The 18,924-nt window shown below is 67.9% G+C and carries 18 protein-coding genes; 12 read left to right on the top strand and 6 right to left on the bottom strand.

Going from position 1 to position 18,924, the window contains the following annotated elements; genetic code table 11:
* Nucleotides 1–19: 19 nt before the first annotated feature.
* Together HWX14_RS12870 and HWX14_RS12865 are read right to left on the bottom strand one after the other, a co-directional pair.
* Nucleotides 20–1,441: a cytochrome c peroxidase gene (locus tag HWX14_RS12870; protein WP_175883060.1), complete on the bottom strand. Its 1,422-nt coding sequence runs from the start codon at nucleotides 1,439–1,441 to the stop codon at nucleotides 20–22.
* Nucleotides 1,442–1,535: 94 nt separating this feature from the next.
* Nucleotides 1,536–3,209 carry an alkaline phosphatase family protein gene (locus HWX14_RS12865; RefSeq protein ID WP_175883059.1) on the bottom strand — a complete coding sequence of 558 codons (1,674 nt, stop codon included), beginning with the start codon at nucleotides 3,207–3,209 and terminating at the stop codon, nucleotides 1,536–1,538.
* A gap of 347 nt (nucleotides 3,210–3,556) precedes the next feature.
* Between HWX14_RS12865 and HWX14_RS12860 the strand changes: the two genes are divergently transcribed.
* Nucleotides 3,557–4,465 (top strand): EamA family transporter, encoded by a 909-nt coding sequence (locus tag HWX14_RS12860; protein WP_175883058.1) that lies wholly within the window; start codon nucleotides 3,557–3,559, stop codon nucleotides 4,463–4,465.
* A 27-nt stretch (nucleotides 4,466–4,492) separates the two neighbouring features.
* Here the strand turns inward: HWX14_RS12860 and HWX14_RS12855 are convergent, their stop codons facing one another.
* Nucleotides 4,493–4,966 (bottom strand): Lrp/AsnC family transcriptional regulator, encoded by a 474-nt coding sequence (locus HWX14_RS12855; RefSeq protein ID WP_175883057.1) that lies wholly within the window; start codon nucleotides 4,964–4,966, stop codon nucleotides 4,493–4,495.
* A 324-nt stretch (nucleotides 4,967–5,290) separates the two neighbouring features.
* Here HWX14_RS12855 and HWX14_RS12850 point away from each other — a divergent pair, with 324 nt between their 5' ends.
* From HWX14_RS12850 to HWX14_RS12825, 6 genes are all read left to right on the top strand, one after another.
* On the top strand, nucleotides 5,291–6,676 hold the full coding sequence (locus tag HWX14_RS12850) for an amino acid permease (RefSeq protein WP_175883056.1): 1,386 nt from the start codon (nucleotides 5,291–5,293) through the stop codon (nucleotides 6,674–6,676).
* Between the two features lie 46 nt (nucleotides 6,677–6,722).
* A complete protein-coding gene (locus HWX14_RS12845; protein WP_175883055.1) occupies nucleotides 6,723–7,925 on the top strand; it encodes an amino acid aminotransferase in 1,203 nt (400 codons plus the stop codon).
* Nucleotides 7,926–8,092: 167 nt separating this feature from the next.
* Nucleotides 8,093–8,491: a DUF488 family protein gene (locus HWX14_RS12840; protein ID WP_175883054.1), complete on the top strand. Its 399-nt coding sequence runs from the start codon at nucleotides 8,093–8,095 to the stop codon at nucleotides 8,489–8,491.
* A 121-nt stretch (nucleotides 8,492–8,612) separates the two neighbouring features.
* Nucleotides 8,613–8,903, top strand: coding sequence for a DUF1488 domain-containing protein (locus tag HWX14_RS12835; RefSeq protein ID WP_175883053.1), 291 nt, complete (start codon nucleotides 8,613–8,615; stop codon nucleotides 8,901–8,903).
* 16 nt (nucleotides 8,904–8,919) lie between these two features.
* Nucleotides 8,920–9,159, top strand: coding sequence for a UDP-glucose 4-epimerase (locus HWX14_RS12830; RefSeq protein WP_175883052.1), 240 nt, complete (start codon nucleotides 8,920–8,922; stop codon nucleotides 9,157–9,159).
* Nucleotides 9,160–9,311: 152 nt separating this feature from the next.
* Nucleotides 9,312–9,665, top strand: a complete 354-nt coding sequence (locus HWX14_RS12825) for a metal ABC transporter ATPase (protein WP_175883051.1) — start codon at nucleotides 9,312–9,314, stop codon at nucleotides 9,663–9,665.
* Between the two features lie 28 nt (nucleotides 9,666–9,693).
* Here the strand turns inward: HWX14_RS12825 and HWX14_RS12820 are convergent, their stop codons facing one another.
* The 3 genes from HWX14_RS12820 to lhpI all read right to left on the bottom strand — a co-directional run bounded on the left by HWX14_RS12820 (nucleotide 9,694) and on the right by lhpI (nucleotide 12,008).
* Nucleotides 9,694–10,470: a helix-turn-helix domain-containing protein gene (locus HWX14_RS12820; RefSeq protein WP_175883050.1), complete on the bottom strand. Its 777-nt coding sequence runs from the start codon at nucleotides 10,468–10,470 to the stop codon at nucleotides 9,694–9,696.
* A gap of 16 nt (nucleotides 10,471–10,486) precedes the next feature.
* Nucleotides 10,487–10,891: a response regulator transcription factor gene (locus tag HWX14_RS12815; RefSeq protein ID WP_175883049.1), complete on the bottom strand. Its 405-nt coding sequence runs from the start codon at nucleotides 10,889–10,891 to the stop codon at nucleotides 10,487–10,489.
* Nucleotides 10,892–11,072: 181 nt separating this feature from the next.
* Nucleotides 11,073–12,008 carry a bifunctional Delta(1)-pyrroline-2-carboxylate/Delta(1)-piperideine-2-carboxylate reductase gene (lhpI, locus tag HWX14_RS12810; RefSeq protein WP_175883048.1) on the bottom strand — a complete coding sequence of 312 codons (936 nt, stop codon included), beginning with the start codon at nucleotides 12,006–12,008 and terminating at the stop codon, nucleotides 11,073–11,075.
* A 264-nt stretch (nucleotides 12,009–12,272) separates the two neighbouring features.
* On the opposite strand from lhpI, the gene HWX14_RS12805 reads away from it, so the two are divergent.
* The 5 genes from HWX14_RS12805 (at nucleotide 12,273) to HWX14_RS12785 (ending at nucleotide 18,694) form a co-directional block, all read left to right on the top strand.
* On the top strand, nucleotides 12,273–13,010 hold the full coding sequence (locus HWX14_RS12805) for a GntR family transcriptional regulator (protein WP_175883047.1): 738 nt from the start codon (nucleotides 12,273–12,275) through the stop codon (nucleotides 13,008–13,010).
* Nucleotides 13,011–13,137: 127 nt separating this feature from the next.
* Nucleotides 13,138–14,259: a branched-chain amino acid ABC transporter substrate-binding protein gene (locus HWX14_RS12800; protein ID WP_175883046.1), complete on the top strand. Its 1,122-nt coding sequence runs from the start codon at nucleotides 13,138–13,140 to the stop codon at nucleotides 14,257–14,259.
* Between the two features lie 67 nt (nucleotides 14,260–14,326).
* Nucleotides 14,327–15,334 carry a trans-3-hydroxy-L-proline dehydratase gene (gene lhpH, locus HWX14_RS12795; protein ID WP_174430016.1) on the top strand — a complete coding sequence of 336 codons (1,008 nt, stop codon included), beginning with the start codon at nucleotides 14,327–14,329 and terminating at the stop codon, nucleotides 15,332–15,334.
* Nucleotides 15,335–15,530: 196 nt separating this feature from the next.
* Nucleotides 15,531–18,116 (top strand): transglycosylase domain-containing protein, encoded by a 2,586-nt coding sequence (locus HWX14_RS12790; RefSeq protein ID WP_175883045.1) that lies wholly within the window; start codon nucleotides 15,531–15,533, stop codon nucleotides 18,114–18,116.
* 248 nt (nucleotides 18,117–18,364) lie between these two features.
* Complete coding sequence (locus HWX14_RS12785) at nucleotides 18,365–18,694, top strand: DUF4148 domain-containing protein (protein WP_105132824.1); 330 nt, start codon at nucleotides 18,365–18,367, stop codon at nucleotides 18,692–18,694.
* Nucleotides 18,695–18,924 lie beyond the last annotated feature (230 nt).

The raw sequence follows: 18,924 nt of genomic DNA, 5'->3' as shown, positions 1-18,924 counted from the left end.
CTCGACCGGCGCTCAGTGCTCAGTGCTGCGCCGGGGCGTCCGTCAGCGTGCCGAGAAACGCTTCGATATCCTTGATGTCCTGCGCCGTCATCGCGGGCTTGTCGCCGGGCTTGCGATCGAACGGCGCGTCGGTCACGTCGACGTTCGCGCGATATTTCGGCGGGATGTCGTCGTATTCGTCGACCTTGCCGTCCGCGCCGCGCGAATAGAACTTCTGCGGCGAGATGCTGCGCTCGTTGTAGAACGCCATCACCTGGTCGAGCGTATGGAATACGCCGTTGTGGAAGAACACGTGGCGCGTCGCCGAATTGCGCAGCGTCGGCGTCAGGAACATCCCGCAATACTGCGTCTGGTCCTTCAGGTCGTCGCGGAACGGCCCGCACACGCCGAGATCGTAGAACGCCGGGTTGCGGTTCTGCGCGAGCGCCCGGTTGCGCGGCGCGCCGAGCGCCTCGTACTGGTAATCGGTAAACATCGGCGGCAGCCCGTCCTTGCCCGGCTTCGACAGGTGGCAGCCCGCGCAATTCGCCTTGTCCGGATCGTTGAACAGGCGCAGCCCGCGCAACTCGGCCTGCGTGAGGCGCGCGCGGCCTTCGAGCCAACGGTCGTACTTGCTGTCGTACGGATGGAACGACGGATCCTCGACCTGATAGCGCGCGATCGCGAACATCGCCTCCGACACCGCGAGCTGCGGCGTGGAGAACACGCGCGCACCGAACAGCTGCTCGAACTGCGCGCGATGCGACGACTGCGCGAGCTTGCGCGCAACGTCGTCGATGCTCGCGTTCGCCATTTCGACCGGATTCAGCAGCGGCCCGAACGCCTGCTGCTGCAACGTATCGGCGCGGCCGTCCCAGAACATCCCGCCTTGCGGCACGAGCTGCGGCGCGGCCGATGTCCCGGCCACCTTCTGCGCCTTGACGACGCCGGCCGCCGCCGTGGCCTGCTGCGCGACGCTCGGCGCCGCGTCGTTTTCGCCGGCATCGGGGCCGATGCTGAAATTCGGCTGGCGGTACAGGTACATCAGCGACGGCGGCGGGCGATAGCCCTGCTGCGTCATCGCGAGGCCGCCCGGCTGCACGTCGAGCGCATTCGGCGGGCCGTACGCGTGATCGGGGCTGTGACACGACGCGCACGACTGCTTGCCGGATGCGGACAGCGACGGATCGTTGAACAGCGCACGCCCGAGCTGCGCGACCGCCGACAGCGGCTGCGCGGCGGGCCGCTGCAACACGACCGGATGCGGGTTCGCGCCCGTCCAGTCGGCGACCACGGTGCCGATCGCCGCCGGCACCTGCGCGGGAAACGCGATCGCGAACGCGCCATAGCCGAGCACGGCGGCGCCGAGCACGAACGCCGCGCGGCGCAGCAGGCGGAAAGGGGCGCGCGGCGCGGGCGTGCCGGCGGCATCGGGAGACGGAAACGCGGGGCGAGCTGTCATGCTGTCGGTCGAAAATCGGGCGCCGCACGAAGCGGCGCGTTAAATGGAAACGGCCGGCGCGTGCTGCGCCGGCCATGCGGTCAGGCCGTGACGGTCAGATCGACGGTGCGGCGCTCAATGCGGTGCCGAGCGTCGGGTCGAGATACAGCGGCGTCGTGTTCGGCTTCGACGTGAAGTCGAACAGGTTGCGCAGGTCGCCCGCCGTCGCGTCGAACGAACCGCCGCCGATACGCTGGCCGCCGAGCCAGTTGTCCTCGATGAAGCGCACGACGGACGACTGGTCGAGCATCGTGTGATCGACGTAGTTCTGCTTCGCGTACGGCGAGATCACGACGAGCGGAATGCGCACGCCCGGGCCGCAGCGGCCGTTCACGGTCGCGCCGTTCACGCCGGTGGTGCCGCCCGTGCCGCACTTGCCGGCGCCGTTGAGCTGGTCGACCGGGTCCGACGATGCGTGCGTCGGCGCCGTGTACACGTGGTCGTACCAGCCGTCCGAGTCGTCATAGGTGACGATCACGGCGGTGTTCTGCCAGTCCGGCTGCTGCTGCAGGAAGTTGACCACCTTCGTCACGAACGCCTGCTCGTCGAGCGGATCCGAGTAGCCCGCGTGCCCGTCCTGCGCGGCCGGCGCCTTCAGGTAGCTGACCGACGGGAAGTTGCCGGCCTTCACGGCGGCGAAGAAGTCGTCCGTGTCGTACTGGTGGTTCGCCGGTTCGGCCGTCTTGCCGTCCGTCTCGACGCTCGAACCGATCGCCGCGACCGCGCTCGGACGCGTGTGCTGCGGGTTCGCCGTCGACGCGTAGTACTGGAACCAGTTGTGGTGCGGGATGTAGTCGGCCGTCGCGGCGTTCACGGCGGTCGCGACCGTGCTGCGCGCGCAGCCCGTCGTGCCGTTGCCGTTCGTCGTCGACAGGTTGAAGCCGCCCATGAAGCCGCCCCACGTGATCTTCGCGGCGTTCAGCAGGTCACCGATGTTCTTGCCGGTCATCATCGCCTGGTCGGTCGTGCTCGAACACACGTCGAAGCCCGGGTCGACGTCGTTGATCATCGTGAGGCCGCCCTGGCCGTCGTTGATGTAGTACGAGCTGGCGGCGAGCGTCGACGGCTGCTTCGACGTCTTGACGATCTGCATCCCGTTGGTCTGCCCCGCGACGACGTTCAGCGCGCCCGGCGTCGACGGCCCGTAGCCCGTCGTGAACGTGTTGTCGCTCATCGCGAAGCGCTGCGCGTAGTTCCACAGCGCGGTCACCGTGTTGCCGTCGAAGTAGCCCATCACCTGGCCCTTCGTGCCGAACGCGCCGGCGCCGCCGGACGAGCCCTTGCCCGTGTATTTCGGGAACAGGTCGGCGAGGCCGTTGTCCTCGGCCTGTTGCTCGGCCGTGTACGCGTGGTTCTGGTCGGCGGTCGCGGCCTGCGTGCGGTCGAGGCGGAACGGGTTCGCCGCGTCGGTGCCGTTGGCCGTGTTCGTGAAGTTCGGGTTCGCGGTGAGCAGCGTGCCCGTCAGGCCGTTCGGCGTCGGCGTGCCGGATTTCGCGGTGAACGCCGGTTCGCCCGACGGGTTCGTCGCGTTCGGATAGGTGCCGAAGTAGTGGTCGAACGAGATGTTTTCGCCGTAGATCACGACGACGTGCTTGATCGGCGTGGCGGTCTGCAGCGCATCCTGCGACGACACGGCGGCCGTCGGCGTGGAATCGTCGCTGCCGCCGCAGGCGAACAGCGCCAGCGCCGCGGCTGCGCAGGCGGTGACGAGCAAGGCTTGACGGAACATCGGGAAACTCCAAAAGGGTCTTCGGTGGTGGAGAGCGGCCCCGTCGCCGTGTCGGTTCGGCGCAGAGCTCGCAAGGGAGCACGCGCATTGGAACAGCCGCGTATGAAGATATGGGGACGGAGTGTTTTCGCGACGGTTGCGTTGCGGTATCGGTTTCATTACGGCGCGGCGCAATGCGAAAGAGAACGGAAAGGGGCGGATCGTCGGCAACCTACGCGTCACATATCGCGGCGTGCGGGGCGTTTGCGGCGCAAGCGGCGCCGGGCGGGCGGATAGGGGCAGCCGGACCGATCTTTTACGGAACGTCGCGCGACGCTTTTTTGACAATTCGGTGACGCATTCATAGGATGAACGCCTGCCGTGCACCGTGCGGCTTCCGACCGTCAGGAGTAGCCAGCGTGCCGATCCCCGTTCTGTTTGCCGTTCTGTGCGCGGCGTTCCTGCACGCGTCATGGAATGCGCTGGTGCGCAGCAGCGGCGATCGGCTGCGCTCGGCCACGGTGCTGCAGATCGCGATCGGGCTGTTCGCGCTGCTGTTCCTGCCGGCCGCCGCGCCGATCACGCCGGCGAGCTGGCTCTGCGTCGTCGCATCGGCCGTGATCCACGTCGTCTATACGCTGCTGCTCGTCCGCGCGTACGAACACGGTGATCTCACCGTCGCGTACCCGGTCGCGCGCGGCACCGCGCCGCTGCTCGTCACGCTCGGCGCGGCGGCGTTCGCGGGCGAGCACCTGAACATCGGCGCGCAATGCGGGCTCGTGCTGATCTGCGCGGGCATCCTGGCGATCGGGCTGGAACGCGGACGCGGCGCGAAACACCGGATGACGCAGGTGCTGCCGACGGCGTTCGCGACCGGCGTGTCGATCGCGGCGTACAGCGTGGTCGACGGGATCGGTGTGCGGGAGAGCGGCAGCACGGTCGGCTATACCGCGTGGATGTTCGTGTTGACGGGCGCGATGATGGCCGCGTACTACCGGCTGCGGGCGGGGCCGCTGCGGCTGACGCAAAATGCCGGCGAGACGGCGAAGGCCGCTTGCGGCGGCGTGTTCGCGGCGCTCGCGTACGGCATCGTGATCTGGGCGATGGACCGCGCGCCGATGGGCCCGGTGTCGGCGCTGCGGGAGACGAGTGTGGTGTTCGCGGCGCTGATTGCGCGCGTGTATCTCGGTGAGCGGCTGACGCCGCGTCGGGCGGGCGGTTGCGTGGTGATCGCGGCGGGGGCGTTGTTGATCAGTGCGTTCGAGGCGGTGCGGTAAACGCATCCGCCCGGTGCGCCGGGCGCGTCAGCTTTCCACCGGCATCGCACTCGTACACTTGATCTCGTCGAGACACACGCTCGAATGCACGCCGCTCACGCCGGGGATGCGCATCAGCGTCTCGAGCAGGAATCGCGACAATCCCTTCAGGTCGTGCGCGACGACTTTCAGCACATAGTCGATGTCGCCCGTCACCGAGAAACATTCCTGGATCTGCGCGAGATCCGACACGAGTTTCTGGAATTTCGACAAATCGCGGATATGCCCGCGCTCCATCGTCACGTGCACGAACGCGGTGACGCCGAAGCCGAGCGTGTCGGCGCACAGCCGGGTTTCGTAACGGCGGATCGCACCGATTTCCTCCAGCCGGCGATGGCGCCGCAACGTCTGCGCGGGCGACAGGCCGACGGCCTTCGCCAGGTCGAGATTCGATGCGCGGCCGTTCTCCTGCAGCACCGACAGCAAGTGGCGATCGATGCGATCGAGAACCGGTTCAGGCATTTTTGTTTCCTCATCTGTCTCCTCGATGCAATCTTATCTCATAATGTAGGGTTTGCATGAGCGGGTTACGCAACCCGATTTCGCGGTCGCGACGCTAAACTGACCGCCGGATTTTCGTGTGCGTTCGCAGCCATGCGGCGTGGGCGGACGAGTCGGCGGCCAATCAGGCCGGCACGCCGACGCGAATCGGATGCCGCCACCACGCGAAGATTGCAGTCCCCAACCCGGCGCCCCCACGAACGGCCGCCGGCACAGTAAAACAGCGCCCGGCACACCGAGGCGCGCCGCACCGCTTCCGGCGGAGGCGGGCAGAATGGAGAAGACATGGTTTCTGGAAACGAGAAGGACGGCCTGAAGCGCGGGCTGAAGAACAGGCACATCCAGCTGATTGCGCTCGGCGGCGCGCTCGGCACGGGGCTGTTCCTCGGCATCGCGCAGACGATCAAGATGGCCGGCCCGTCCGTGCTGCTCGGCTATGCGGTGGCCGGCATCGTGGCGTTCTTCATCATGCGCCAGCTCGGCGAGATGGTCGTCGACGAGCCCGTCGCCGGCTCGTTCAGCTACTTCGCGAACAAATACGTCGGCCACTTCACCGGCTTCCTGTCCGGCTGGAATTACTGGGTGCTGTACATCCTCGTCAGCATGGCCGAACTGTCGGCCGTCGGGATCTACGTGCAGTACTGGTGGCCCGGCGTGCCGACCTGGGTGTCGGCGCTGGTGTTCTTCGTCGCGATCAACCTGCTGAACCTGGCCAGCGTGAAGTCGTACGGCGAGACGGAATTCTGGTTCTCGATCATCAAGGTCGCCGCGATCGTCGGGATGATCGGCTTCGGCGGCTGGCTGCTCGCGAGCGGCCATGCGGGGCCGGAAGCGAGCATCGCGAACCTGTGGCAGCACGGCGGTTTCTTCCCGAACGGCGTGTCGGGGCTCGTGATGTCGATGGCCGCGATCATGTTCTCGTTCGGCGGGCTGGAGCTGATCGGCATCACCGCGGCCGAGGCCGACGATCCGAAGCGCAGCATTCCGCGTGCGACCAACCAGGTCATCTACCGCATCCTGATTTTCTACATCGGCGCGCTGGCCGTGCTGCTGTCGCTGTATCCGTGGCAGAAGGTCGTCACCGGCGGCAGCCCGTTCGTGCTGATCTTCCACGCGCTGAGCAGCAACCTGGTCGCGAACGTGCTGAACGTCGTCGTGCTGACGGCCGCGCTGTCGGTCTACAACAGCGGCGTGTACAGCAACAGCCGGATGCTGTTCGGCCTCGCGCAGCAGGGCAACGCGCCGAAGGTGCTGTGCTCGGTCAACAAGCGCGGCATCCCGCTCGCCGCGCTCGGCGCGTCGGCGCTCGCGACCGGCGTGTGCGTGCTGGTCAACTACTTCATGCCGGGCAAGGCGTTCGAGGTGCTGATGGGCCTCGTCGTGTCGGCGCTGATCATCAACTGGGCGATGATCACGGTGATCCACCTGAAGTTCCGCCAGGCCAAGCGTGCTGCCGGGGAGCAGACTTCCTTCCGCAGTCTGGGCTATCCTTTCACGAATTACCTGTGCCTGGCATTCATGGCCGGCATTCTCGTCGTGATGTACCTGACGCCGGATCTCCGCCTGTCGGTGTACCTGATCCCGGTATGGCTCGCGGTGCTCGCGATCGGGTATCGCTTCCGTCAGAAGAATGCGGGCTTTGCGGTGCACGACGGCGCCTCCGCACGCTGACGCAGGCCACGACCGACCATTCTTCCAAACGAGACCGACTCAAGCCATGTTCGAACACATCGACGCGTACCCGGGCGACCCGATCCTGACGCTCAACGAGAACTTCCAGAAAGATCCGCGCGACCAGAAGGTCAACCTGAGCATCGGGATCTATTTCGACGCCGAAGGCCGGATTCCGGTGCTGGGCGCCGTGCGCGAAGCCGAAACCGCGCTGCAGCGCGACAGCGGCCCGAAGCCGTACCTGCCGATGGTCGGCCTGGCCGCGTATCGCGACGCCGTGCAATCGCTCGTGTTCGGCGCCGATCACCCGGCCCGCGCGGCCGGCCGCATCGCGACGCTGCAGACGCTCGGCGGCTCGGGCGCGCTGAAGGTCGGGGCGGATTTCCTGAAGCGCTATTTCCCGGATGCGCAGGTGTGGCTCAGCGATCCGAGCTGGGAAAACCATCGCTTCATCTTCGAGCGCGCCGGCTTCACGGTGAATACGTATCCGTACTACGACGAGGCGACGGGCGGCCTGAAGTTCGACGCGATGCTCGCGGCGATCGACGCGCTGCCGGCGCGCAGCATCGTGCTGCTGCATGCGTGCTGCCATAACCCGACCGGCGTCGACCTCGACGAAGGCCAGTGGGAGAAGCTGATCGACGTGATCGAGGCGCGCGGGCTGCTGCCGTTCGTCGACATGGCGTATCAGGGCTTCGGCGCGGGCCTCGACGCGGACGCGTTCGCGGTGCGCGAGCTGGCCCGCCGCGGCGTGCCGACGCTCGTCGCGAACTCGTTCTCGAAGAACTTCTCGCTGTACGGCGAGCGCGTGGGCGGCCTGAGCGTCGTCTGCGAAGACGCCGCCGCGGCCGACCGCGTGCTCGGCCAGCTGGCCGGCGCCGTGCGCTCGAACTACAGCAACCCGCAGACTTACGGCGCGAAGGTCGTCGCGGCCGTGCTCGGCACGCCGGCGCTGCGCAAGCAGTGGGAAGAGGAACTGTCGGCGATGTGCCGCCGCATCGCGCGGATGCGCCAGTCGATCCACGACGGCCTGCGCGACCACGTGAGCGGCGAAGCGCTGACGCGCTACGTGAAGCAGCGCGGGATGTTCACGTACACGGGCCTGACCGAAACGCAGGTCGACGCGCTGCGCGAAGTGCACGGCGTGTACATCCTGCGTTCGGGCCGGATGTGCGTGGCGGGTCTGAACGACTCGAACGTCGGCATCGTCGCGGACGCGATCGGCAAGGTGCTGAAGAGCGGCGTCTGAGCGCGGCGCGCTTCGGCGCGCAACGATGACGAACCGGCTGTTTCCCGTCGCGGGAGCAGCCGGTTTTTTGTTGGGCGGCCGTCATGTGGGCTGCCCGGCTGACGCCGGGGCGGGCGCGGCGGTACGATCACGGGATCGCACGCAACGCAGACGAATGAAGGAGCGACATGGGCATCCGGATCATCCAGCTCGGCACGCCGCGCGCGGCCGGCGAAGGCCTGCGGATCGGCACGGTGCGGCGGCCGCCGCGCGGTGTACCGAAGGCGGAATTCGCGTCGCGCAACTACTATGATGTATGGTTGCCGACGCTGTCGCCGAGCCCCGAACTCGTCGCGCAGGCGCAGGCCGCCGCAACCGACGCGGAATGGAAGGCGTTCAGGCGCCACTTCCGCGCGGAGATGGCCCAGGGCGATCCGGCCAAGGTACTGGATCTGCTGGCCGCGCTGTCGGCGACCACCGCGTTCTCGATCGGCTGCTACTGCGACGACGAAAGCCATTGCCACCGCAGCGTGCTGCGCGAGCTGCTCGCGGAGCGCGGCGCGGCGATCGAGCCCGACGCGGGCTGAAGCGCGCAAAAGCGGCGTCGCGCGGCCGCGCCGCGATCGTGCGGTGCGGCGAACCGGTTGACGTGGGTCAAGCGCGCGGCCGCGCGCGCCACTATGCTCTCGTCATGGAGCCATCACGACGATGACAGGCCGACAGATGCACATCGTTTTCCCGTCCGAGCCGCCGGAATACTGCGCGCGCGACCTGGTCGTCGCGTTTTCCGCGCTGGTCGACGGGCGTTGCGTCCAGTGCGCGGTCACGGCCGAGGCACTGGAAGACCATTTCGGCGCGCGATCGCTGCTCGAACGCGATCTGCTGAGCGCATTCGACGCGCACCGGCCGGCCATCGAGGCGATGGCACGGCGAATGCTCGAGGAAATCGGCGGCCGGCCGGTGCTGCTGCACAGCGGGCACTTCCGGCTCGAAGACTGATACCGCAGGAGGGCGCATGACACTGCAGGGCAACATTCACGAACGCGACTGGTCGGTCGAAGTGGAGACGCGCCCGTGCGAATCGGGCGAGTTCCGCTGCCGCGTGTCGGTCGAGCACGGTGCAGGCACCGCGCGGTTTCATCATACGTTCGAGCACAGCCACGCGTATCCGACGGAGCGCGAGGCGATGATCGAAGGGCTGCGCGCCGGCATGACGTGGATCGAAATGAAGGCGTCGCAGACCTTTAACGTATGAACGGTCCCGCGCCCGCCGGGCGCGGGCAGACTATCGGCCGGCAGCGCGCGAAAACGCGCGCCGCGCCACGGGAAACACGTGCCGCCGCATCCTGAAGCGGCCGGCACATGCAAGGCGGTCGACGAGCGGGCGGCCCCGTCAGGAGACACGACATGGGCGTGGGCATGCAGATCGCCTGCCTCGGATTCACCGGTTCGGCAGCGGTCGAGGCCGAAGCCGGCGCGCAACTGGTGCGACTCGAACGGTTTCGCGCGTTGATCGACGGCTGCCATCTCGCGATCGAATCGCGCATGGCGGCCGATGGCGCGCGCTGGTACGACGTGCGGCTGGACCTGGTGATGCACGACGCGACGCGCCGGCCGCTGCCGCCGTGCGTCGGCGCCGACGTGGACGATGCGTTACGCCGCGCGTTCGCGCAGGCCGAGCAGGCGCTGATCGCGTGGCACGCAGGCGCCGCAACGGTCGCGCTGCGCGACGCAGCGGCGACCGGCAACGCGATGCGGTGACGCGGCGCCGTCAGTCCGGCGCCGCGTGTCAGACCCGTGCGAGCGCTTGCGCGTCGATGATGCGCACGCGCTTGCCGCGCGTTTCGACGAGCGCTTCGCGATGGAACCGCGAGAACATCCGGCTGACGGTTTCGAGCTTCATCCCGAGATAGCAGCCGATTTCCTCGCGCGTCATCCGCAGGTTGAATTCGGTCGCCGAATAGCCGCGCGCCTCGAATCGCGACGACAGGTTCAGCAGGAAATGCGCGACGCGCTGCTCGGCCGACATCGTGCCGAGCAGCAGCATCTGGCTCGATTCGCGGACGATCTCGCTGCTCAGCATCTGGTAGAGGAAGTGCTGCATCGGCTTCAGCTCGCGGCACGCGGCTTCGAGCGCGCCGAACGGGATGATGCACACCACGCTGTCCTCCAGCGCGATCGCGTCGCAGCAGTGGTGGCCGCCGCCGATGCCGTCCATCCCGAGCGTTTCGCCGGCGATCTGGAAGCCCGTCACGTGCTCGCGGCCGTCGCGATGCATCATCACCGTCTTGAACGACCCCGCGCGCACCGCGTAGATGCTCTGGAACGGATCGTCGGTGCGGAACAGCGCGTCGCCCTGGCGAACCTGGCGCGTCGTGCAGATGATCGCGTCGAGGCGGCCGTATTCGGCGGCCGTCAGGTCCGGCGGCAGGCACATCGAGCGCATCGCGCAGGCCGAGCAGCGGGCGGCCGGATGCTTGGCGGCGTCGGCGCGCGCGGCGGGGCGCAGCGGAATCACTGGCCGCGGGACGACGGACGCGTCGGCGAAGGCGGTGGCGGTGGACATGAGTCGCTCCGGCTCGTCAGGGGCGGCGCACGCGAGCGTGCGCCAGGGATTCGATGACACGGCATGCGGCGTCGAATTCGACGGTCTTGTCGAAGAAGTAGTCGGCTCCCGCCGTCGCGCATGCCTCTCTGAATGCCGGCGCCGAGTGGTTCGTCAGCACGATCGTGACGATGCGCGGCGCGGCCTTCGACAGCATCCCGATCAGGTCGAGACCGCTGCCGTCCGCGAGCCGCACGTCGACGATCACCACGTCCGCGCGACTGCTGCGGATATGCGTCCACGCGTCCTGGCCGTCTTCCGCTTCGCCCACGACGGCCACCCCGCGGATCGCGCCGACGAGCAGCGCGATCCGCTGGCGGACGGCCACCGCATGGTCGACGAGAAACACCCTGAGCGCGGCGGGTGACAGGCTGGCATTCATGCCGGCAGTATCGTGTTGCGCCGCCGAAATTGAAATCGGCCGAATTGGAACTTCGTGTAGGCCGCTTCGACGCGGTGTAGGGCGTTTCCTACATCACGTACGGGAAACCGCCGGTGTGAATCCGACGATGCGATGCCGCGCGAACGGCGTGAACGATTGCGCGAACGGTTGCGCGGCCGGGTCAGCCGGGGCGGCGCGCGGCCAGCGCGTCGCGCGCGGTGCGGCACGCGGCCAGGTCCCATGCGGCGCAGCCGACGCTCTTGAACAGCAGCGGGCCGCCGCGGGCGAAGGTGCCGTTCAGCACGTCGGCGAGCGACGCGACGTGCTGCCAGTCGACCTGCGCGACGATCAGGTCGCCGGCTTCGTGGCGCGCGCCGGCCGGATCGTCGACGACGAGCCGGCTGCCATGCACCGTGTTCGCGTCGATCTCCGCGGCATCCGCGGTGAACGCGCCGACGCCGACCACGAGCCGGCCTTCGCGCGCGGCTTCGCGGTAGACGGGCGTACGGCTCGTCGTCAGCGTGACGACCACGTCGATCGCGTCGGGGATCGCGTCGCCGTCGAGCGGCGCGAGCTGCGGCGCATGCGCGTGGTGGGCGGCGCAGAAGGCGGCCGTGCTGGCCGCGTTCGTGCCGCGCACGTGAAGGCGCGCGTCCGGAAAGATCGCCGCGAGCGCTTCCGCGTGATTGGCCGCCTGCTTGCCGGTGCCGATCAGCAGGATGTCGTGCGGCGCTGTGCCATGCAGCGCCTGGATGCCGAGCGCGGTGACCGCCGCCGTGCGGCGGCCGGTGACGGTCGGGCCGTCGAGCGCGAAGCGCATTTCGCCGGTCGTCGCGTCGTACGCGGTCACCTGGCCGAGGATCGTCGGCAGCCCGCGCGCGCCGTTGCCGGGGCACACGTTCACGAGCTTGTGGCTCGCGAGGTCGTGGGCGCTCGACGGCATCGACAGCATCACGCCGCCGCCTTGCAGCGGCACGACCAGGCGTTCAGGGCTGACGATGTCGCCTGCCGCATAGTCGACGACCGCTTGCCTGAGCGTGGCGAGCAGCGCCGGGTAGTCGAGCAGTGCGGCCGTGTCGGCCGCGTCGAAAACGGGAATCGGGGAAAAGGCGGTCATCGTGTCCGTCGTGGGCGTCGGTGAGCGTGGACGGCGGACGCATGCCGCGCCCGCCGCAGGTCTGCCGGATACCGTGACACAGGGCAGTGTGGATCGAATCTATACCACTTGCTGGCGCATCTGCAACCCAGAAAATAAAGCGCTTCGTGGATTTTGGTTCTAATATCTGGCCAGAAGGCTCGCCGCAGCCGCGTTGACCGCGCCGCTCCGGTATAGTGCGAACCCATTCCAGATCCACGCCCGCGAACGGGCAGGAGCCATACGATGATGTCCGCGCGTCCCGATACACTCGAAGGCGGTTTCAGGCCGCTGCAGATCTACGAGCAGGTAGCCGAGAAGATCCGCGACGAGATTCGCGCGGGGCGCTACGCGGCCGAGTCGCGGCTGCCGTCCGAGCGCGAGCTCGCGGCGCTGTTCCAGGTCGGCCGGCCGGCCGTGCGCGAAGCGCTCGGCGCGCTGCAGAACGAAGGGCTCGTGTTCACGAAGCGCAATTCGGGCACCTACGTCGTCGCGTCGCCGCTCGACGTGCTCGCGCAGCGCGGCGACGCGCACGCGGCGTCCGAGGCCGACTTCAGCCCGACGTCGACGCTCGACGTGCGGCTGATCCTGGAGCCCGCGATCGCGCGCCTCGCGGCCGCCCATGGTCGCGCCGACCCGGGCGCCGAGCGCTATCTCGCGCAGATGGAAACCATCACCGACGTCGACGATCCGCACCAGCGCGCGCTGTGGAACGAGAGCGACCGGCTGTTTCACCGGCAACTCGCGCTGATGACCGGCGACGCGCTGATCGTGAAGATCGCGGACGAGGTCGCGAAGACGATGGATCAGCCGTTGTGGAAGCGGCTGAAGGACGACGGCATCTACGACGCGGGCCGGATCCGGCTCTACGTGTCCGAGCACCGGCTGATCTACGAGGCGATCGTGTCCGGGGATGCCGATGCGGCTGCGTTCTATGTCGAACAGCACATCCGCCGCGTGCGGCGCGACATTGCGCCGAAATAACGTGCGTGCGCCCGACTTCGTTCTGGTCTTCAATATGACCAAAAAACCGATAATTATTTTGAAATTGCTTGCGATGTGACCACGCGTGTCCTACATTGGTTTCACACAAAACCAATCAGGAGACATCATGCGACACCTTTTGACCGCGCTCTCGGTGGCCGTTGCCGCCGGCGCGCTGACTTCCGCGCATGCGCAGGAAGTCGTGACGATCGGCCATTCGGCGCCGCTGACGGGCCCGCAGGCCGCGAACGGCAAGGACAACGAAAACGGCGCGCGGCTCGCGGTCGACGAGCTCAACAAGGCCGGGTTGAAGGTCGCCGGGAAGACGGTTACGTTCAAACTGGTTTCCGAAGACGACCAGGCCGACCCGAAGGCCGGCGTACAGGTCGCGCAGAACCTCGTCGACAAAGGCGTCGTCGCGGTGCTCGGGCCATACAACTCGGGCGTCGCGATTCCCGCATCGCGCGTGTATTCGACGGCCGGCGTGCCGATCCTGCCCGTCGCGTCGAACCCGGCGCTGACGAAGCAGGGCTTCAAGAACATCTTCCGGATCGGCGCGAGCGACGAGCAGCTCGGCGGCACGATGGCCACGTTCGCCGCGAAGACGCTGAACGCGAAAACCGCCGCCGTGATCGACGATCGCACCGCGTACGGGCAGGGCGTCGCCGAACAGTTCATGAACGTCGCGAAGGCGAACGGAATCAGGATCGTCGACCAGGAATACACGAATTCGTCGGCCAGCGACTTCCTCGGCATTCTCACCAAGATCAAGGCCGCCAACCCCGACGTGATCTTCCTCGGCGGCTATGCGGCGCAGGGCGCGCCGATGGCCAAGCAGATGAAGCAGCGCGGCCTGCGCGCGAAGCTGCTCGGCGGCGACGGCATCTGCTCGGCCGACATGGGCAAGGTCGCGGGCGAGGCCGCGTCGATCGTCTACTGCGCGCAGGGCGGCGTCGCGCTCGAGAAGACGCCGGCCGGACGCGAATTCCTGAAGAAGTACCACGACGCCTATCACACCGATACGCAGGTCTACGGCGTCAATTACTACGACGGCGTGAAGCTGCTCGCCGACGCGATGGTCAAGGCCGGCACGACCACCGACAAGGCGAAGCTGATCGCGCAGCTCGCGAAGTCGAACTACGCGGGCGTCGCGGGCACCTATTCGTTCGACGCGAACGGCGACCTGAAAGGCGCGCCGACCACCGTCTACGTGATCCGCAACGGGCTGCCGGAGCCGTACGCGAAGTAATTGCCGCGCGGCCTTCATCGGACGGCGGCCGTGCCGCCGTCCTTCGTTTCAACGTATCCGATCGACCATGAAAATTTCCCGATCCCTGTCCACCGTCGAAGTGCACACCGGCGGCGAGGCGTTCCGCATCGTCACGAGCGGGTTGCCGCGGCTGCCCGGCGACACGATCGTCCAGCGCCGCGCGTGGCTCAAGGAGAACGCCGACGAGATCCGCCGCGCGCTGATGTTCGAACCGCGCGGCCACGCCGACATGTACGGCGGCTATCTGACCGAGCCCGTGTCGCCGAACGCCGATTTCGGCGTGATCTTCGTGCACAACGAAGGCTACAGCGACCATTGCGGACACGGCGTGATCGCGCTGTCGACGGCGGCCGTCGAACTCGGCTGGGTGCAGCGCACGGTGCCGGAAACGCGGGTCGGCATCGACGCGCCGTGCGGCTTCATCGAGGCGTTCGTCCGGTGGGACGGCGAGCATGCGGGGCCTGTGCGCTTCGTCAACGTGCCGTCGTTCATCTGGCGGCGCGACGTGTCGGTCGAGACGCCGTCGTTCGGCACCGTGACCGGCGACATCGCGTATGGCGGCGCGTTCTATTTCTACGTCGACGGCGCGCCGTTCGACCTGCCGGTGCGCGAATCCGCGGTCGAAAAGCTGATTCGTTTCGGCGCGGAAGTGAAGGCGGCCGCGAACGCGACGTATCCGGTCGTGCATCCGGAGATCCCGGAAATCAACCATATCTACGGCACGATCATCGCGAACGCGCCGCGCCACGCGGGTTCGACGCAGGCGAACTGCTGCGTGTTCGCGGATCGCGAGGTCGACCGTTCACCGACCGGGTCCGGCACCGGCGGGCGGGTCGCGCAGCTCTACCAGCGCGGGCTGCTCGCGGCGGGCGACACGCTCGTCAACGAATCGATCGTCGGTACGGTCTTCAAGGGGCGCGTGCTGCGCGAAACGACGGTCGGCGACATCCCGGCCGTGATCCCGGAAGTGGAAGGCAGCGCGCATATCTGCGGGTTCGCGAACTGGATCGTCGACGAGCGCGATCCGCTCACGTACGGATTTCTCGTGCGCTGAGCCGCGGCGCCGGTCACGCCGCTGTCGCGTTCCCGTCGCGCCCTCGTCGCGCGGCGTTCAGGTTGTCGTACCAGGTTTGGCGCGTCGTTCCGGTTGCCGGGCACGCGCCTTTTTTGCGTGAGCGCCGTCGCGAAACCGCACCGCGTGTGCCGGCGCCATGCCGGCGCGGGTCGGCCGGCCGCGCGAGTTTGGTACGATGCAGCCTTTTCAGCCGAGCTCCACCCGCGTGAATCGCCGAAACGTGTCGTCAGTGCGTGCCTTCTGTGCCAGATGGGTCGCCCGCGCCCAGCCCGTCGCGGCTGCCGCCGTCGCGCGGCTCAAGCCTCTCGCCGCCACCGCGTGGCACCACGTCCGCCACCCGACGCGCCGTGGCGTGCTGCTCGCGGCCGCCGCCGTGCCGGTGCTGTTCGCGGCGTACGTGGTCGTGCTCGTCCCGTTCACGCCGGGCATCGGCGACATCCGCAAGGCGCGCGTGGACCAGCCCGCGCAGGTGCTGTCCGCCGACGGCAAGCTGCTGGCCGAATTCAAGCCGTCGAACCGCGAATGGGTGGCGCTCAAGCAGATCTCGCCGCACATGGTCGACGCGCTGATCGCGACCGAGGATCACCGCTTCTACGAACACCACGGCCTGGACTGGAAGCGCACGGCGTCGGCCGCGCTCCATACGTTCTCGGGCAGCCGCCAGGGCGGCTCGACGATCACGCAGCAGCTCGCGCGCAACCTGTATCCGGACGACATCGGCCGCGCACCGACGCTCACGCGCAAGGTGAAGGAGGCGATCACCGCGCTGAAGATCGAGGCCGTCTACAGCAAGGACCAGATCCTCGAGACCTACCTGAACACGGTGCCGTTCCTGTACAACGCGTACGGCGTCGAGATGGCCGCGCGCACCTATTTCGACAAGTCGGCCGACGAACTCGACGTGCTCGACAGCGCCACGCTCGTCGGGATGCTGAAGGGCAACAGCTACTACAACCCGGTGCTGAACCCCGAGCGCGCGCTGCAGCGGCGCAACACGGTGCTCGGCCAGATGGTGAAGTACGGCAAGCTGTCGCCGGCGCAGTTCGCGCAGTTGCAGCGCCGGCCGCTGCGCATCGATTTCGAGCGCCAGAAGGAGCCGCCCGGGCCGGCGCCGCATTTCGCGCAGCAGTTGCGCAAATGGCTGATCGCGTGGGCCGACCGCAACGACTACAACATCTACTCGGACGGGCTGATCGTGCGCACGACGATCGACTCGCGGCTCCAGCAGATGGCGACGCAGGCGCTCACGCTGCAGGGCAATCAGTTGCAGGGCATCGCGAACAACGCGTGGAGCGGCCGCGACGGCTGCGGCACCGACAACGAGGTGTTCCGCACCTTCATGCGCGAATCGCCCGAGTACAAGGCCGCGCAGGACGCCGGCAAGGACGACGCGGCGGCGATGAAGATGCTCGCGGCCGACCGCGGCTTCCTGCACGCGCTGTGCAAGGCGAAGACCGACGTGCAGGCCGGCTTCCTCGCGATCGATCCGCGTGACGGGCAGATCCGCGCGTGGGTCGGCAGCCGCGACTTCACCCGCGAGCCGTTCGATCACGTCGCGCAGGCGCGGCGCCAGCCGGGTTCGACGTTCAAGCCGTTCGTCTATGGCGCCGCGTTCGCGAGCGGGATGAAGCCGGAGGATACGTTCATCGACCAACCGGTCGAGATCGCGCTGAAGGGCGGCGAGATCTGGCGGCCGAACGACGACGTGCCGCCGACCGGCAAACCGATGACGCTGCGCGACGCCGTCGCGCTGTCGCGCAACCGGATTACCGCGCAGGTGATGGAGAAGGTCGGGCCGGGCGCCGTCGCGCGGCTGGCGCGCGACATGGGCGTGCGCGAAAGCCCGCTCGAACGCGTGCCGTCGCTCGCGCTCGGCACGAGCCCGGTCACGCTGAAGGAAATGGTCGCGTCGTACGCGACGATCGCGAACGGCGGGCTGTACGTCGAGCCGCAGATGGTCACGCGCATCGAGAACCGCCAGGGCGAGGTGCTCGCCGAATACGCGCCGGCGCCGCCCGAACGCGCGCTCGATGCCGAAACCGACAAGACGCTGCTCGACGTGATGCGCGACGTCGTGACGCGCGGCACGGGCGGCAGCATCCGCACGCGCTTCGGCATCCGCGGCGACGTGGCCGGCAAGACCGGCACGACGCAGGACAACGCGGACGGCTGGTTCATCCTGATGCAGCCGGGCCTCGTCGCCGGCGCGTGGGTCGGATTCGACGACGGCCGCGTGACGCTGCGCAGCGATTACTGGGGGCAGGGCGCGCACAGCGCGCTGCCGATCGTCGGCGATTTCTTCCAGCGCGCGCAACGCGCCCGGATCGTCGATACGAAGGCCAAATTCGATACCGAGCCGTCGCCGGGCTGGTTCGGCTCGCTGCGCGAGCGCGTGACCGACCTGTTCGACACGTGGTTCCCGCCCGAGCCAAAGAAAGCGTCCGCGCCGGTCAGGACGCAGCGTATCGAGCGCCCGGCCGAAGCCGACGAGGGCGCGGCGTCGGAGGCTTCGGCCGCGTCGGCGCCGGATGCCGCATCCGGCGGCATCGTCGAGGAATGGGTGCCGGCGTCCGAAGTGGCCGCGTCGGCCGCGGCGCTGTCGGCGGGCGCATCGCAGCAGCCGCAGCCTGCGCAGCCGCCGGCAGGCGCCAGTACGACGGGCGGAAGCAGCGCCGGTGCCGGCGCGGCGCCGTCGGCCGTGCCGGCTCCACCGCCGGTGCCGGTGCCGGCCGCGCCCGACGCAACGGGCGCTTCGCAGTAACGAAGCCGTTCAGATTCCACGCGATGCTGCCGCCGCGCGTGCCGGGCACCGGATCGCGGCATTCAGTGCACGATCGCCGACAATCGTCTGATGAATCGTGTTATTCCCGCGCGATTGTATGGTTTCGGTCAACAGTGAATTTGCGATTTAAGTATTTACCCTGATAGCCGTGCCTCCTAGACTTCTACTCATGCGCAACGACCCCGAGTCCGAAGCGCCTGACAAAACAATCCTGGAGGTAACGCATCATGAAATCGCTGATCAAGGCAGTTGCACTGGCCGCCCTGGTGGCCGCACCGGTCGTCTCGTTCGCCCAATCGAACCAGCAGCCGCTGACGCGCGCGCAAGTGCGCGCCGAACTGGTCCAGCTCGAAAAGGCCGGCTACAACCCGAACGACTGGATCAACTATCCGGAAAACATCCAGGCCGCCCAGGCCAAGATCGCCGCCGCGCAGAACACCGGCGCGCAAGCCGACGCCACCGGCTACGGTTCGAACCCGGTCGCGACGTCGCAGTCGGGCCAGCGCGCGGTCGTGCCGGCCGTCAGCGACCGCTCGTCGGTGTACTTCGGTCACTAAGCAGGCCGTTGTCTCGCGGCCCCTCGGGGGCGCGGCTGAAGGCTTACCGGCAAAGCCCGCACTCGTTTCAGTGACGAGTGCGGGCTTTTTCAATGATGCGTGACGATGCGATGCTTTCGCCATCGGGCAGACACGACAACCGGCGAAATCGCCCGTCTCGGGCGTCAGCCGGGCACCCCGCTGACAATCCGCCGCGCGTGCGCTAGCATCGCGGTCGATGTCGCCGCGGT

Source organism: Burkholderia sp. BCC0044 (assembly GCF_902832955.1).
In the GTDB taxonomy this organism is placed as follows: domain Bacteria; phylum Pseudomonadota; class Gammaproteobacteria; order Burkholderiales; family Burkholderiaceae; genus Burkholderia.
Note: the sequence above shows the minus strand (reverse complement) of the source record. Positions and strands in the feature narration are given on the sequence as shown.

What these genes read in the sequence shown, in the direction of transcription:
- HWX14_RS12805 (WP_175883047.1), top strand. Translation starts at nt 12,273, where the DNA reads ATGATGTCCGCGCGTCCCGATACACTCGAAGGCGGTTTCAGGCCGCTG.
- HWX14_RS12830 (WP_175883052.1), top strand. Translation starts at nt 8,920, where the DNA reads ATGACACTGCAGGGCAACATTCACGAACGCGACTGGTCGGTCGAAGTG.
- HWX14_RS12815 (WP_175883049.1), bottom strand. Translation starts at nt 10,891, where the DNA reads ATGAATGCCAGCCTGTCACCCGCCGCGCTCAGGGTGTTTCTCGTCGAC.
- HWX14_RS12825 (WP_175883051.1), top strand. Translation starts at nt 9,312, where the DNA reads ATGGGCGTGGGCATGCAGATCGCCTGCCTCGGATTCACCGGTTCGGCA.
- HWX14_RS12785 (WP_105132824.1), top strand. Translation starts at nt 18,365, where the DNA reads ATGAAATCGCTGATCAAGGCAGTTGCACTGGCCGCCCTGGTGGCCGCA.
- HWX14_RS12845 (WP_175883055.1), top strand. Translation starts at nt 6,723, where the DNA reads ATGTTCGAACACATCGACGCGTACCCGGGCGACCCGATCCTGACGCTC.
- HWX14_RS12865 (WP_175883059.1), bottom strand. Translation starts at nt 3,209, where the DNA reads ATGTTCCGTCAAGCCTTGCTCGTCACCGCCTGCGCAGCCGCGGCGCTG.
- HWX14_RS12860 (WP_175883058.1), top strand. Translation starts at nt 3,557, where the DNA reads ATGAACGCCTGCCGTGCACCGTGCGGCTTCCGACCGTCAGGAGTAGCC.
- HWX14_RS12850 (WP_175883056.1), top strand. Translation starts at nt 5,291, where the DNA reads ATGGTTTCTGGAAACGAGAAGGACGGCCTGAAGCGCGGGCTGAAGAAC.
- HWX14_RS12820 (WP_175883050.1), bottom strand. Translation starts at nt 10,470, where the DNA reads ATGTCCACCGCCACCGCCTTCGCCGACGCGTCCGTCGTCCCGCGGCCA.
- lhpI (WP_175883048.1), bottom strand. Translation starts at nt 12,008, where the DNA reads ATGACCGCCTTTTCCCCGATTCCCGTTTTCGACGCGGCCGACACGGCC.
- HWX14_RS12840 (WP_175883054.1), top strand. Translation starts at nt 8,093, where the DNA reads ATGGGCATCCGGATCATCCAGCTCGGCACGCCGCGCGCGGCCGGCGAA.
- lhpH (WP_174430016.1), top strand. Translation starts at nt 14,327, where the DNA reads ATGAAAATTTCCCGATCCCTGTCCACCGTCGAAGTGCACACCGGCGGC.
- HWX14_RS12790 (WP_175883045.1), top strand. Translation starts at nt 15,531, where the DNA reads ATGCAGCCTTTTCAGCCGAGCTCCACCCGCGTGAATCGCCGAAACGTG.
- HWX14_RS12855 (WP_175883057.1), bottom strand. Translation starts at nt 4,966, where the DNA reads ATGCCTGAACCGGTTCTCGATCGCATCGATCGCCACTTGCTGTCGGTG.
- HWX14_RS12835 (WP_175883053.1), top strand. Translation starts at nt 8,613, where the DNA reads ATGACAGGCCGACAGATGCACATCGTTTTCCCGTCCGAGCCGCCGGAA.
- HWX14_RS12800 (WP_175883046.1), top strand. Translation starts at nt 13,138, where the DNA reads ATGCGACACCTTTTGACCGCGCTCTCGGTGGCCGTTGCCGCCGGCGCG.
- HWX14_RS12870 (WP_175883060.1), bottom strand. Translation starts at nt 1,441, where the DNA reads ATGACAGCTCGCCCCGCGTTTCCGTCTCCCGATGCCGCCGGCACGCCC.